Source organism: Nocardiopsis sp. TRM 82005, assembly GCF_056312425.1.
This window is the reverse complement of the sequence record NZ_JBWDTQ010000004.1, coordinates 175451-189347: the sequence shown is the minus strand read 5'-3', so window position 1 is coordinate 189347 and position 13897 is coordinate 175451. Positions and strand designations below refer to the sequence as shown.

Sequence of the window (13897 nt, the reverse complement as noted above, 5' to 3'; positions counted from 1 at the left end):
GCCGCACGGCCGGGGCCCCGTTGGATCAGGCTCCGCGAAGATCAGTCGCGGGGCTTCTCCCGCATCTCGTAGGTCTCGATGACGTCCTCGAGCCGCAGATCGTTGTAGCCGACACCGATACCGCACTCAAAGCCCTCACGGACCTCGGTCGCGTCGTCCTTGAACCTGCGCAGCGACTCGACGTTGAGCTTGCTGGAGATCACGACCCCGCCGCGGATGAGCCGCGCCTTGGAGTTACGGCGGATGGTACCGCTACGGACGATCGAACCGGCGATGTTACCGATCTTCGGCACCTTGAAGACCTCGCGGACCTCGGCGCTGCCGAGCTGGACCTCCTCGTAGATCGGCTTGAGGAGACCCTTGACGGCGGCCTCGATCTCATCGATGGCCTGGTAGATCACCGAGTAGTACCGGATGTCGACGCCCATGCGGTCCGCCAGCTGGCTGTTCTTGCCCTCGGGCCGAACGTTGAAGCCGACGATGATCGCGTCCGCGGACGCCGCCAGGTTGATGTCGTTCTGCGTGATCGCACCGACACCGCGCCCGATGACCCGGATGCTCACCTCGTCGCCACCGGCGTCGATCTTGAGCAGGGACTCCTCCAGCGCCTCGACGGAACCGGACATGTCGCCCTTGATGATGAGGAGGAGCTCGGAGCGCTCGCCCTCCTTCAGAGCGTTCTGCCAGTTGTCGAGGGTGACCCTGCGGGTCGAACGCGCCTGCTGGGCGAAGCGCTCACGCGCCTCACGCTGCTGGGCGATCTGCCGCGCCACCCGGTCGTCCTTGACGACCAGGAAGTTGTCACCGGCGCTGGGAACGTTGGTCAGACCCAGCACCTGCACCGGACGGGACGGCTCGGCGCTCTGCACGTTCTTGCCGTGCTCGTCGAGCATGGCGCGAACGCGGCCGAAGGCGTCGCCGCAGACGATCGAGTCGCCGACGTTGAGCGTCCCGCGCTGGACCAGCACCGTGGCCATGGAACCGCGGCCGCGGTCCAGGTAGGCCTCGATGGCCAGGCCCTGCGCGTCCATCTTCGGGTTGGCCTCGAGGTTGAGCGCCGCGTCGGAGGTCAGCACGATCGACTCGAGCAGGGAGTCGAGGTTGTCGCCCTTGAGCGCGGAGATGTCCACGAACTGGACGTCGCCGCCGTACTCCTCGGCCACCAGGCCGTACTCGGTGAGCTGCGAGCGGACCCGCTGCGGGTCGGCGCCCTCGACGTCGATCTTGTTGACCGCGACCACGATCGGGACCTCAGCCGCCTTGGCGTGGTCGATGGCCTCCGCCGTCTGCGGCTTGACGCCGTCGTCGGCCGCCACGACCAGTACCGCGATGTCGGTGACCTTCGCACCGCGGGCACGCATGGCGGTGAACGCCTCGTGGCCCGGGGTGTCGATGAAGGTGAGCTTGCGCTCCTCACCGTCCACCTCGGTGGCGACCTGGTAGGCACCGATGTGCTGGGTGATACCGCCGGCCTCGCCGCTGACGACGTTGGTCTTGCGGACGGTGTCCAGCAGCCGGGTCTTACCGTGGTCGACGTGACCCATGACGGTGACCACCGGCGGACGCGGAAGCAGGTCCTCCGCGGTGCCCTCGTTCTCACCGAACTCGATGGAGAACGACTCCAGCAGCTCGCGGTCCTCGTCCTCCGGGCTGACTACCTCGACCCGGTACTTCAGCTCGTCGCCGAGCAGCTGAAGGGTCTCGTCCGGAAGGGACTGGGTCGCGGTGACCATCTCGCCCAGGTGCATCATGACCTGGACCAGCGACGCCGGGTTGACGTCGATCTTGTCGCCGAAGTCCGACAGCGAGGCGCCGCGGGACAGGCGGATGGTCTGGTTGTTGCCGCTCGGGATCTTGACGCCGCCGAAGGACGGAGCCTGGAGGTCGTGGAACTCCTGACGCCGCTGCTTCTTGGACTTGCGGGCACGCCCGGGACGACCGCCGGGACGACCGAACGCACCGGCCGTACCGCCGCCGCGACCGCGGCCACCACCGGGACGGCCACCGAAGCCGCCCGGACGGCCACCGCCGCCACCGGGACGCGGACCGGCACCCGCGGGGGCTCCCCCGCGACCGCGGCCACCGCCGCCGGGACGGCCGCCACCGCCGCCGCGACCGGCGCCGGCGGGCGGGGTCGGACGGGACGAGGGCATGTTCATCGGGCTGGGGCGCGGACCACCAGGACGGGGGCCCGGACGCGGGGCACCCGCGGCGCCGCCCGGACGGGGCGCGCCAGCGCCGCCACCGGGACGCGGGGCGCGCTGGTCGCCACCGCCCTGCTGCGGGCCGGGACGCGGACCCGGACGCGGAGCGCCGCCACCGGGACGCGGGGCGCGCTGGTCGCCGCCACCCTGCTGCGGGCCGGGACGCGGACCCGGACGCGGAGCGGGCTTGGAACCCATGCCCGAGGCGTTGGACGCGAACGGGTTGTTGCCCGGACGCGGGCCGGTCGGGCGCGGGCCCGGACGGGGTCCGCCGCGCTCGGCGCGGTCACCGCCACGCTGGGAGCGCTCGCCGCGCTGCGGGCGGTCGGAACGACCGCCTTCGGAGCGGCCACCCTCAGGACGGCCGCCCTCGGGACGGCCAGCCGGAGCGCCGGGCTTGGGCGCACCGCCGGGACGGGGACCCGCCTCTCCCCGGGGAGCCTTGGGGCCGGGCTTGGGCGCCGGACCCGGCTTCGGGGCGGCGTCGCCCTGCGCGGCGGCCTTGGGCGCGGGACCCGGCTTGGGGCCGGGCTTGGGCGCCGGACCCGGCTTCGGGGCGGCGCTGCTCTCCGCGGCGGGACGAGGGCTGGGCTTGGGAGCCGAATCCTTGTTTCCGCCGTCGGAACCGTTGTTGAAAGCTTCTTGTAGGCGTCGCACGACGGGGGCCTCTATCGTCGAGGACGCCGAACGGACGAATTCGCCCATCTCGTTGAGCTTGGCCAGGACGGCCTTGCTCTCTACACCGAACTCCTTGGCGAGTTCGTACACCCGGACCTTCGCCACTACTCTCCTTCAGCTTCGGTCCGGGACATGGGCTTGTGCCGGACCGTCGTTAGCTTGAGTTACTCATCGCTGCGTACTCATCAGGCGCTCATCGCAATCTCGACCTGCTTCCTCATCGCTACACAACAATGGGCCGGTTCTTAGGTGCCGACACAGCACTGGTACGCCGACCTCGGTCAATACAACCAAGAGGTCAGTCCAGACATTCCAACCCTATCGGGAGCGCTGACTCGATCCGCCACAAGGGGCGGTGTCGAACAGGGCCGCCACGGACGAGGTATCCCATCCGGCGGCACCCGCTCCCCTCCGATACGCGCGGGACCACGCCCTGCGTCGTTCGGCGAGCTCGAAGCACCGCCGGTCGTGGTGCAGGTAGGCTCCGCGCCCCGGACGTCGACCTCGGGTGTCGGGCATGATGGCCGAGCCCACGGCCACCAGCCGCACGAGGTCGGACTGGACTGCCCGCGACCGGCACCCCACGCACGTACGCACGGGACGGTCAGGACCGTCTTGGTCCACTCTATCGCGTCGAGGCATCCGCGCGATCCGATCAGCCCGTCGTGGCGGCGTCATCGCCCTCGACCGCGCTCTCCTCGCGGATGCTCTCACTGGGGTCGGCGTCAGAGCGGATGTCGATGCGCCAACCGGTCAGACGCGCGGCCAGGCGGGCGTTCTGGCCCTCCTTGCCGATCGCCAGGGACTGCTGGTAGTCGGGTACGACCACGCGGGCGACCCGGGCGGCCAGGTCAAGGATTTCCACGGAGTTGACCCGCGCCGGGGACAGGGCGTTGGCCACGAACACGGCCGGGTCCTCGGAGTGGTCGACGATGTCGATCTTCTCCCCGTGGAGCTCGGCCATAACGTTACGGACACGGCTGCCCAGCGGGCCGATGCACGCGCCCTTGGCGTTGACGCCGCCCCGGTGGGAGTGCACGGCCATCTTGGTACGGTGGCCGGCCTCACGTGCGATCGCCGAGATCTCGACGGTGCCGTCGGCGATCTCGGGCACCTCCAGCTCGAAGAGCTTGCGCACCAGGTTGGGGTGCGTGCGCGAGAGGGTGACCGAAGGGCCTCGGTGACCCTTGCGGACCTGCACCACGTAGGCGCGCAGGCGCTCGCCGTGGGTGTAGGTCTCGGTGGGCACCTGCTCCTGCGGAGGCAGGACGGCCTCGATCTTGCCCAGGTCCACCAGCACGTTGCGGGGGTCCCTGCCCTGCTGGATGATGCCGGAGACGATGTCGTGCTCGCGCCCGGCGAACTCACCGAGGGTCAGCTCGTCCTCGGCGTCGCGCAGGCGCTGAAGGATGACCTGCTTGGCGGTGGAGGTGGCGATACGGCCGAACCCGCTGGGGGTACCGTCGAACTCGCCGACGACCTCGCCGTCCTCACCCGCCTCGGTCACCCACACGGTCACATGGCCGCTGGAGCGGTTGAGCTCGACACGTGCCCGCCTGTTGTGCCCCTCCTCGCGGTGGTAGGCGATCAGCAGCGCATCCTCGATGGCCTTGGCCACCAACTCGACCGAGATGTCCTTCTCGCGTTCCAGGCTGCGCAGGACGCTCATATCAATATCCACGGGGCTCCCCCTCTAGTCCGCCGCGTCGGCGTCGGCTTCGCGACGGAATTCCACCTGGACCTTGCCCTTGCCCAGTTCGGCATGGGTGAAGGTGCGGGGCTGACCCTCGACGTCCAGGGTGACACCCTCGTCGTCGGCACCGGTGACGCGGCCGGTGACCTGACCGCCCTCGGCGAGGGAGACGGTCACCAGGCGGCCGCGTGAGCGGCGCCAGTGCCTCGGCAGCGTCAGCGGACGGTCCACCCCGGGCGAGGTGACCTCCAGGACGTAGGGCTGCTTGCCCATGACGTCGGAGGAGTCCAGGGCGGTGTCGACCTCCTGGCTGACCTCGCCGACCCTGTCCAGGTCGACCCCGTTGTCGGAGTCCACGATCACGCGCAGCACGCGCCGCTTGCCCGCCGGTGTCAGTTCGACGGACTCCAGGTCCAGTCCGGCCTCGGCCAGTACCGGCTCCAGCAGCTCGGCGATGCGCTCCTCGCGCGCCTGCGCTCCCATGTGGTGCTGCTCCTCCAACGGCGAAATTCCGCCCGCTCGGCCGTCGGGCCGGTGTACGGGGCGGTCCAGCTCTGTACGTAGTCTTCGACTGAAACGGTCCGCCCCTCGATGGGGATACGGACCACCCGCGCGTCGCGTGCGACGGCGGTTGTGCTGCAAGGGTATCCACACCCGGACCCCTTCCAGGTCGCCGCCAGCGGCCGGGGCGCGTCGCCGTGTGGCTCCCAGTACGCGGAAAGGGCCTGTGCGGCGGCGGTCCGTGCTCTGCGCGGGGCGTGGAAGGATGGGAACGTCGACCGCCACGGGCGGTCCGCTGGCACGGAGGGAGAGCACGTGGGGATCGGCTGCGTCAGCCGTCGCACGATGCTGGGCGCGACGGCCGCGATGGGTGCCGGAGCCCTGGCCGGGTGCGGCGGATCCGAGTGGTACCCCTCGGACGTGACCCCGGAGGAGTACGTGCTGCACGCTGTGATCCGCGAGAAGGAGCGGATGGTCTCGCGTTACGAGGCCGCGATCGCCGGGGGCTCGGGAGCCCCGGAACTGCTTGAGCGGTTCCTGGAGCACCACCTGTCCCACCTGGACGCACTGGTGGAGGCCCTGCCCGAGGACACCGCTCCCACGTCCTCGGCCGAGGGGGCGGACGCCTCCCCCTCGGCCCCGGAGGAGGACCCGGCGCTGGACACGGTCCAAGGCACCGCCGGCCTGGGCGTGCTGGAGGCGGCGGCGACGAGCGCACGGCTGGACCAGGCGGGCGCCGTCACCGATCCGGGCCTGGCCCAGCTGATCAGCGCGATCGGCGCCTGCGAGGCCGGGCACGCGCACCTGCTGGCCGAGGCGTAACCGAAGGTCGCGGCGAACGGTCGACGACGGTCCGGCGGAGCCGCGCGGTGGGGTCGGCGCCCCGCGACACCGAGCATCCAGAGACGGAAGGCAGGTAGCAGGTGAGCGAGAGCCCCGCGTCCCCCGGGGAGGCCCCGGACGCCGCTCCGGAGGCGCTGGCCGAGGCGCTGCGCGCCGAGCACGCGGCCGTGTACGGGTACGAGTACGTCGGCGGAACGGCCGAGGACGAGGGCCGCCGCGAACGCGCGAAGGACAACGCCTACCAGCACAAGGCGTTGCGCGACGCGCTGCACGCGGCCGCGGTGGGGCTGGGCTTCGAATCGCCGCCCGCGCTGGCGTCGTACCCGGTCGCGGAAGGGCACGGCGACGAGGACGTCGACGCCTACGCCACGGGTCTGGAGGAGACGACGGTACGCGCCTACCTGTGGCTGACGGCGACGAATGACACCGACCTGCGGGTGACCGGGGCGCGTGCCCTACAGGAGGCGACCGTGCGCGCGTTGGAGTGGGGCGGGACACTGGACGCTCTGCCCGGTTTCGACGAGGCCGGATAGGGCCGGGGAGGTCCCCGGCCCCACGACCCCGTGCGGGCCGCTATCCGCGGCAGGCGGCTACGGTGCGTTCCACGATCTCGGTCAGGGCGACCTCCTCGCGATCCCCGGCGGCGCGGTCGCGCAGCTCCACCACACCGTCCTTGAGGCCGCGGCCGACGATGACGCCGGTCGGGACACCCAGCAGCTCGGCGTCGGTGAACTTCACCCCGGGCGAGACCCCCTTGCGGTCGTCCACCAGTACGCGCAGGCCCCTGGCCTCCAGCTCCCGGGCGATGCGCAGTGCCTCCTCGATCTGGTCGCCCTTGCCGGTACCGACCACGTGCACGTCGGCGGGCGCGATCTCGCGCGGCCAGACGATGCCCTTGTCGTCGTGGCACTGTTCGACGACCGAGGCGACGGCGCGCGAGACGCCGATCCCGTAGGAGCCCATGGTGACCCGCTTCGGCTTGCCGTCCGAGCCCAGTGCGTCCACCTGGAAGGTGTCGGTGTACTTGCGTCCCAGCTGGAAGATGTGGCCGATCTCGATGCCGCGCGCGGTGTACAGCGTGCCCCGGCCGTCGGGCGAGAGGTCGCCGTCGCGCACCTCGGCGACGTCGATGGTGCCGTCCGGGGTGAAGTCGCGGCCCGCGACCAGGTCGATGACGTGGTGGTCGATCTTGTCGGCGCCGGTCACCCATGCGGTACCGGTGACCACCCTCGGGTCGACCAGGTAGCGGACCTTGTTGTCCAGCAGCGCGCGGGGGCCGATGTAGCCCTTGGCCAGGAACGGGTTGGCGGCGAAGTCGGACTCCTCCAGGAGCGCGACCTCGGAGGGCTCCAGCGCGGCCTCCAGGCGCTTGAAGTCCACCTCGCGGTCGCCGGGCAGGCCGATGGCCAGCAGCTCCCACTCCTTAGCGCCGGGGGCGCGGGTCTTGACCAGGACGTTCTTGAGGGTGTCGGCCTCGCTGAAGCCACGGCCCAGGCCGGCCTCGTTGAGGAAGTCCACCAGAGTCTGGATGGTGGCGGTGTCCGGGGTGTGGTGCACCACGGCCTCGGGCAGCCCTTCGACGGGCAGCGCCTCGGGGACCGGGACGGACACGGCCTCGACGTTGGCGGCGAAGTCGGACTCCGTGCTGCGCACGAAGGTGTCCTCACCGGTCGGGGCGACGGCCAGGAACTCCTCGGAGGCCGAACCGCCCATCGCGCCCGAGGTGGCCGACACGATCACGTACTCCAGCCCCAGCCGGTCGAAGATCCGGATGTAGGCGTCGCGGTGCTTGCCGTAGGAGACCTGTAGGCCCTCGTCGTCGATGTCGAAGGAGTAGGAGTCCTTCATATGGAACTCGCGGCCGCGCAGCACACCGGCCCGGGGGCGCGCCTCGTCGCGGAACTTCTCCTGGATCTGGTACAGGATAACCGGGAAGTCCTTGTAGGAGGAGTACTCGCCCTTGACCAGGAGCGTGAACAGCTCCTCGTGGGTGGGACCGAGCAGGTAGTCGGCGCCCTTGCGGTCCTTGAGGCGGAACAGGGTGTCGCCGTAGTCGTCCCAGCGCCCGGTGGCCTCGTAGTACTCCTTGGGCAGCAGCGCGGGCAGGAGGACCTCCTGCGCGCCGACGGCGTCCATCTCCTCGCGCACGATCCGCGAGACGTTCTCCAGGACGAGCTTGCCCAGCGGCAGCCACGAGTAGACGCCGGGGGCCGCGCGGCGCACGAAACCGCCGCGGACGAGCAGCTTGTGGCTCGGCACCTCGGCGTCCGCCGGGTCCTCACGCAGGGTGCGCAGGAACAGGGTCGACATCCGCAGTAGCACGGCCACTCCTCGTGGAATACGCAAGAAAACTGGAAGACCCGAACGCGTCTGGGAGACCCAGAACAAGTCGGGTTCCCCAGGCTAGCGCTAGTGCGGGCACGCTCGCGCGGACGCTGCGCATAGCCTGGGAACCGGCGAACGGAGGCGGAAGTGGGCAGACGCAACGTGCGGGAACAAGACGAGCCGGACACGGAGCCGGGCATGGAGCTGCTCGCCGACGCCGACCGGTCCGACTCGTGGTTCCTGGTCGTGGAGGGCACGCCCCAGTCCCATGTGGACCTTGCCGACCCGTCCTACCTGGATTTCTCCTACATGCGCCGGATCGCGCACGCCGCCGACCTCGTGGCGCCTCCGGGAAAACCCGTCGAGGCCCTGCACCTGGGCGCGGGCGCGCTCACCCTGGCCCGCTACGTGGCGCACACCCGCCCCGGGTCCAGGCAGCGCGCGGTGGACGTGGACGCGCCCCTGGTCGACATAGTGCGTCGACGCCTGCCCTGGGACCGCAAGGCGCGGCTGCGCGTGGGCATCGGCGATGCCCGGGAGTGGATCACCGCCCGGCACACCGACAGCGCGGATCTGGTGATCAGCGACGTGTTCTCCGGCGCGCGCACTCCGGCCCGGCTGACGTCGGCGGAGTTCTACGCCGAACTGGCGCGTGTTCTGCGGCCCACGGGGATACTGGCGGTCAACATCGGCGACGGCGGAGGGCTGGTCTACGCCCGGAGCCAGGTGGCGACCGCGCGGACGGCGCTGCCGTACACCGCGCTGTCCGCCGAGCCTGGCGTGCTGAGGGGACGCCGGTTCGGCAACCTCGTCCTGACCGCCTCCCACCAGCCCCTCCCCCTGGACGAGCTGGGCCGCCGCGCGCACCGCGATCCGGATATGGCCCGCCTGCTGGAGGCGGAGGACCTGGACCGCTTCGTCTCGGGACGCGCCCCCGTCCACGACGCCGACGCCGTCGACTCCCCCTCGCCGCCGAACAGCGTCTTCTAGGACGTAGCGGGACAGGACGGGAAAGCCCTACTTTGGAGCCCATGCGAGTCTCCCCCAGGGCTTCCACACGTGCCGCGCGCCCGCACCCCTCCGTCCCCGGGGAGGATCAGCCGCCCCGGCTGTGGCCACACATCCTGGGCGCGTGGGCGGTTACGGCCGGCGGGGTGTCCCTGATCGGCGTCGTCGTCCTGTGGTTCCTGGGGTTCCCGGAGATCGACCGCCCGGAGCAGATCCAGGTGTCCGCCCTGGACGCCATCGCCACCCGTGCGTTCGCCGTCGTCGCGGGGCTGAGCGGCATCGCCCTACTGGTGATCGCCTACCACCGGCAGCGCAACAACAACCAGGGGAACCTGCGCGCGCAGAAGGCGGCCGAGCGCGAGGACATCAAGCTCTTCAACGACCGCTTCACCGCCGCCTACACCGAACTCGGAAGCGAGCACGCGGCCGTCCGGCTGGGCGCCGTCCACGCCCTGGCCCACCTGGCCGACGACGCGCCCAACCGCGAGCTCAGGCAGACCTGCATCGACGTCCTATGCGCCTACGTCCGCATGCCCCACGGCCCCGGGCCCGGGCCCGCCCCCGTGGCCGGAGCAGGCCCGGGGTCCCCCGAACCCGCCGACAGGCAGCAGACCGAGGAGTACCACGCCCGGCAACTGGAGTACGCCTCCTTCCGGGAGGTCCGGCACAGCGTCCTCCGCGTCATCGGCGACCGCCTCCGGGAGGACGGCCCCTGGCAGGGCCACAGCTTCGACTTCACCGGGGCCGTCTTCGACGGCGGAAACTTCCGTAGGATGCGCCTCTCCTCGGGTTACATGGACTTCAACAGCGCGCACTTCGACAGCGGAGAGGTGGACTTCCGCTACTCTCTCCTCGACGGCGCCACCGTGTCCTTCCGCCGTGCCCGCTTCAACGGGGGAACCGTCAACTTCCGCCACGTGCGGTTCACGGCCCGGGCCCGCGTACCGGAAGGGCCCGCCGGGATCGACCCCGAGGCCGTACGGACACGGGGCACGCACGTCGACTTCGCCATGGCGCGGTTCGATGGAGCCGAGGTCCTGTTCCACGACTGCTGGTTCAGGGAGGAGTCCAGCGCGAGCTTCCGCAGGGCGGAGTTCGTTTCGGGGAGCGTGGAGTTCTCCAAGGACGGGGAAGAGGAGGCGGCGGGCACACCTCCCCACGACCTCCTGAACGCTGTGGCGAGGGGCGCGCCCAAGACGGTGGTACTTCCGCGCACATGGACCCGCGCGAGGGACGGGAACGGCCCCGCCTCCTACTCCGCGGGGAGTACGGCGTCGCCGGAGAAGCCTCCTCCCGGGTGACGCGCGCCCCCGAGGGGTACCCCGTACTGTCAAGGTTGTGGCAGCACTACTTCCGCGTCCCACACGCGCCGACGCCCGGATCACCCTGGTCCTGCTGTTCCTCTCCCTTGGCAGCGTCCTCGCGATCGAACTGGTCGACCCGGTCCCGACCGACCGCGATCCGTGGCCGTGGGGGTACGCGCTGGTCCTGGTCGCCTGCCTGCCGATCCTGTGGCGAAGCGCCTACACGTGTGTCACCGCGCTGGTCTCGGTCGTCGCCTCGTCCGCGTACTACCCCCTCGGCTTCCCCGACGGCCTGGTCATGCTGTGCACCGCCGTCATGCTCTACACCCTGGTCCGCCGGGGTTACCGGAGGTTCGGATGGGCGCTGGGCATCGGCCAGTTCCTCGTCGTCAACCTCTACGAGGTCACTCTGACCGGCTCCTTCCGGCCCGAGGCTCTCGGCCTCGTCGGCTGGGTCATCGTCCTGCTGTGCGCGGGTGAGGTCGTGCGCTGGCGGCACGAGTACATGCGGGCCGACCACGAGCGCGAGATCGAGAGCACCCGCACACGGGAGGAGGAGCTGCTGCGCCGGGCCTCCGAGGAGCGTGTACGGCTGGCACGGGACGTGCACGACACGGTCGCGCACAACATCTCCCTCATCAACGTGCAGGCCGGGACCGCCCTGTACCTGATGGGGACCGAGCCCGAACGGGCCGCCGAGGCGCTGTCCACCATCAAGCAGACCAGCAAGGACACCCTCACCGAGCTGCGCGGCATACTCGGCGTGCTCCGTGCCGTGGACGAGGCCGCGCCGCGGTCGCCCGTCCCCGGGCTGGACCGCGTGGAGGAGTTGGCCGAGGGCACACGCGGCGCGGGGATCGACGTGACCGTTGAGGTCACCGGTGTCCCGCGGCACCTGCCGGTGGGCACCGAATCCGCCGCCTACCGTACGGTCCAGGAGTCGCTCACCAACGTGGTCCGCCACTCCGGGGCCTCCGCGGCCGCGGTCCGGATCGAACACGGGGTGTCCCTCCTGGTCGTCGAGGTCACCGACGACGGCCATGGAACCGCCGGAGCCCCGGTGCCGGGCAACGGCATCACCGGGATGCGCGAACGCGCCGCGCTCGTGGGCGGCACGGTGGACGCCGGGCCCCGCCAGGATGGAGGCTTCCGGGTGCGCGCCCGGCTCCCCCTCAACGGCGCCGAGCCGGAGTCCGTCCCCCACGAGGAAACGAGGATCCCTTGATCCGGGTACTGCTCGCAGACGACCAGGCCCTGGTGCGCGCGGGGTTTCGCGCGCTGCTGGACAGCGCCCCCGACATAGAGGTGGTCGCTGAGGCCGCCGACGGCGAGGAGGCCGTCCGGCAGGCGCGCGCCGAGCGCCCCGACGTGGTCCTGATGGACATCCGCATGCCCGGCGTGGACGGCCTGGCCGCCGCCGAGCGCGTCCTCGCCGACCCCGGCCTGGAGTCGACGCGGATCGTCGTCCTCACCACCTTCGACCTGGACGAGTACATCTTCGAGGCACTGCGCTCGGGGATCAGCGGATTTCTGGTCAAGGACACCGAGCCCCGGGACCTGTTGCAGGCGGTACGGGTGGTGCACGACGGCGAGGCACTGCTGTCACCGGGGATCACCCGGCGGCTGATCGCCGACTACGCGCGCCGCCCGCCGAGCGCACCCGACCCCTCGGTGCGGCTGAACGGTCTCACCGAGCGCGAGCGAGAGGTGGTCGCCCTGGTCGGCGGCGGCCTGTCCAACGAGGAGATCGCCGCCCGCCTGGTGGTCAGTCCGGCCACGGCCAAGACCCACGTCAGCCGGGCCATGGTGAAGCTGGGTGTGCGCGACCGCGCCCAGCTGGTCGTCATCGCCTACGAGACCGCCCTGGTCACACCGGGGTGGAGCCGGTAGCGCACGCGGTGATCGGGGAAGCACCGGGGTTTCCCCGGGGATCGCCCGTACACCCGCAGCGGTACCTACTCCTCCGCCCCTACCCCCCGGGACGGCCGCGAGGAGTCCCCACCGGGACGATGCGCCCACTCGTACCTCCGCCGGATGCTTGATCGCGTTCCCACCGCCGAACGCGAGGCCCGACGATGTTCGAAGACCCCCTTCTCCTGGCACGGCTGCAATTCGCGCTGACCGCGGCCACGCACTACATGTTCGTGGCGCTGACCCTCGGTCTCGCCCCGTACATCCTCACCACCCAGTTCGCCGCCACCCTGCGCGGCGACCGCTCCCGGATGACCGGCGTGCGGTTCTGGGGCGGCCTGTACCTGGTCAACTACGGCATGGGCATTCTGTCCGGCCTGGTGATGGAACTCCAGCTCGCGCTCAACTGGAGCGGCCTGCACGAGATGTTCGGCTACACCTTCGCCGCGCCCCTGGCCCTGGAGACGATGACGGCGTTCTTCGTCGAGTCCACGTTCCTGGGGCTGTGGATCTTCGGTTGGGACCGCATGGGCAGGTGGGCGCACCTGGCCTGCTTCGCCGTCGTCACCGCGACGGCGTACGCGTCGGCGTGGTGGGTGCTGGTCTCCAACGGCTTCCTGCGCAACCCCGTGGGGTTCGAGATGGTCGACGGCGTGGCGCACCTGACCGAACCCGTCGCTCTGATGACCAATCCGGCGGCCGTGTCGGCGTTCGGGCACATCGCCACCGGAGCCCTGCTGGTCGGCGCCCTGGTCATCGCCGCGACCAGCGCCTACCACCTCATCAGGTGTGACGACGAGCACGGGGTCTTCCGGCGCGGCATCCGCTACGCGACGCTGATCATGTGTATCGTGCCGATCCCCGTGGCGGGCTTCGGCGCCGTGCAGTTCGAGTTGTTCGGCCAGGACCCGCCGACCAGCGGCCTGTCCCACACCGCCGCCGAGATCAGGGCCATCGAGGCCGCAAACCCGGGCGGAGCGCTGCTGCACGCGGCCAATACGACCGGTGACCTGGTCATGATGACCGTGTGGTCGCTGATGTTCCTCCTCGGACCGGCCATGCTGCTGGTATGGCCCTTCGGCGGACTCGACCGGTGGAGGTGGTTCCTCGCCCCCCTCCTGGCCACCCCGTTCCTCCCCTACCTGGCGAGTATCGCCGGCTGGGTGTTCCGGGAGACCAACCGCCAGCCCTGGGTGGTCGTGCACCACCTGACCACGGCCGACGCGGTGACCCCCATGTCCCCGGGCTCGGCCCTGGCCTCCTTCGGCTTCTTCACCACCGCCTTCGCCGTACTCGCCGCCGTCACCTGCTGGCTCCTGGTGCGTTACGCGCGGCGCGGCCCCCGGGGCGGACCGCTGGCCGAGCACCCAGAGGGTCCCACCGATCCCGGAGGCGAGCGGGAAACCGACGCCCCCGTCCACACGTTCTGA

Annotated in this window: 12 protein-coding genes; 7 read left to right on the top strand and 5 right to left on the bottom strand. The window is 70.9% G+C overall.

The window, feature by feature from the left end; translation table 11 throughout:
• Positions 1 to 41: 41 nt before the first annotated feature.
• From infB to rimP, 4 genes are all read right to left on the bottom strand, one after another.
• Positions 42 to 2987 carry a translation initiation factor IF-2 gene (gene infB / locus AC0T5L_RS02130; RefSeq protein ID WP_476163612.1) on the bottom strand — a complete coding sequence of 982 codons (2946 nt, stop codon included), beginning with the start codon at positions 2985 to 2987 and terminating at the stop codon, positions 42 to 44.
• Between the two features lie 213 nt (positions 2988 to 3200).
• Positions 3201 to 3524 (bottom strand): YlxR family protein, encoded by a 324-nt coding sequence (locus AC0T5L_RS02125; protein ID WP_476163611.1) that lies wholly within the window; start codon positions 3522 to 3524, stop codon positions 3201 to 3203.
• A 13-nt stretch (positions 3525 to 3537) separates the two neighbouring features.
• Entirely contained in the window at positions 3538 to 4551 is a 1014-nt protein-coding gene (nusA, locus tag AC0T5L_RS02120; protein ID WP_476163684.1) for a transcription termination factor NusA, read from the bottom strand.
• A gap of 24 nt (positions 4552 to 4575) precedes the next feature.
• Positions 4576 to 5058 (bottom strand): ribosome maturation factor RimP, encoded by a 483-nt coding sequence (gene rimP / locus AC0T5L_RS02115; protein ID WP_476163610.1) that lies wholly within the window; start codon positions 5056 to 5058, stop codon positions 4576 to 4578.
• 333 nt (positions 5059 to 5391) lie between these two features.
• On the opposite strand from rimP, the gene AC0T5L_RS02110 reads away from it, so the two are divergent.
• Both AC0T5L_RS02110 and AC0T5L_RS02105 read left to right on the top strand, forming a co-directional pair.
• On the top strand, positions 5392 to 5898 hold the full coding sequence (locus AC0T5L_RS02110; RefSeq protein ID WP_476163609.1) for a ferritin-like domain-containing protein: 507 nt from the start codon (positions 5392 to 5394) through the stop codon (positions 5896 to 5898).
• Positions 5899 to 5999: 101 nt separating this feature from the next.
• Positions 6000 to 6452, top strand: a complete 453-nt coding sequence (locus AC0T5L_RS02105) for a ferritin-like domain-containing protein (RefSeq protein WP_476163608.1) — start codon at positions 6000 to 6002, stop codon at positions 6450 to 6452.
• A gap of 40 nt (positions 6453 to 6492) precedes the next feature.
• Here the strand turns inward: AC0T5L_RS02105 and AC0T5L_RS02100 are convergent, their stop codons facing one another.
• Positions 6493 to 8229 (bottom strand): proline--tRNA ligase, encoded by a 1737-nt coding sequence (locus tag AC0T5L_RS02100; RefSeq protein ID WP_476163683.1) that lies wholly within the window; start codon positions 8227 to 8229, stop codon positions 6493 to 6495.
• A gap of 162 nt (positions 8230 to 8391) precedes the next feature.
• On the opposite strand from AC0T5L_RS02100, the gene AC0T5L_RS02095 reads away from it, so the two are divergent.
• From AC0T5L_RS02095 to AC0T5L_RS02075, 5 genes are all read left to right on the top strand, one after another.
• Positions 8392 to 9234, top strand: a complete 843-nt coding sequence (locus tag AC0T5L_RS02095; protein ID WP_476163607.1) for a spermidine synthase — start codon at positions 8392 to 8394, stop codon at positions 9232 to 9234.
• 164 nt (positions 9235 to 9398) lie between these two features.
• On the top strand, positions 9399 to 10553 hold the full coding sequence (locus AC0T5L_RS02090) for a pentapeptide repeat-containing protein (RefSeq protein ID WP_476163606.1): 1155 nt from the start codon (positions 9399 to 9401) through the stop codon (positions 10551 to 10553).
• A gap of 37 nt (positions 10554 to 10590) precedes the next feature.
• Positions 10591 to 11781, top strand: coding sequence for a sensor histidine kinase (locus AC0T5L_RS02085; RefSeq protein WP_476163605.1), 1191 nt, complete (start codon positions 10591 to 10593; stop codon positions 11779 to 11781).
• Positions 11778 to 12446 carry a response regulator gene (locus AC0T5L_RS02080; RefSeq protein WP_476163604.1) on the top strand — a complete coding sequence of 223 codons (669 nt, stop codon included), beginning with the start codon at positions 11778 to 11780 and terminating at the stop codon, positions 12444 to 12446. The genes AC0T5L_RS02085 and AC0T5L_RS02080 overlap by 4 nt, the downstream gene beginning before the upstream one ends.
• Positions 12447 to 12631: 185 nt before the next feature.
• A complete protein-coding gene (locus AC0T5L_RS02075; RefSeq protein ID WP_476163603.1) occupies positions 12632 to 13897 on the top strand; it encodes a cytochrome ubiquinol oxidase subunit I in 1266 nt (421 codons plus the stop codon).

Bases quoted from the DNA above. Each gene is read 5' to 3' on its own strand.
- nusA (WP_476163684.1), bottom strand. From the start codon at position 4,551: ATGAGCGTCCTGCGCAGCCTGGAACGCGAGAAGGACATCTCGGTCGAG.
- rimP (WP_476163610.1), bottom strand. From the start codon at position 5,058: ATGGGAGCGCAGGCGCGCGAGGAGCGCATCGCCGAGCTGCTGGAGCCG.
- AC0T5L_RS02125 (WP_476163611.1), bottom strand. From the start codon at position 3,524: ATGCCTCGACGCGATAGAGTGGACCAAGACGGTCCTGACCGTCCCGTG.
- AC0T5L_RS02100 (WP_476163683.1), bottom strand. From the start codon at position 8,229: ATGTCGACCCTGTTCCTGCGCACCCTGCGTGAGGACCCGGCGGACGCC.
- AC0T5L_RS02075 (WP_476163603.1), top strand. From the start codon at position 12,632: ATGTTCGAAGACCCCCTTCTCCTGGCACGGCTGCAATTCGCGCTGACC.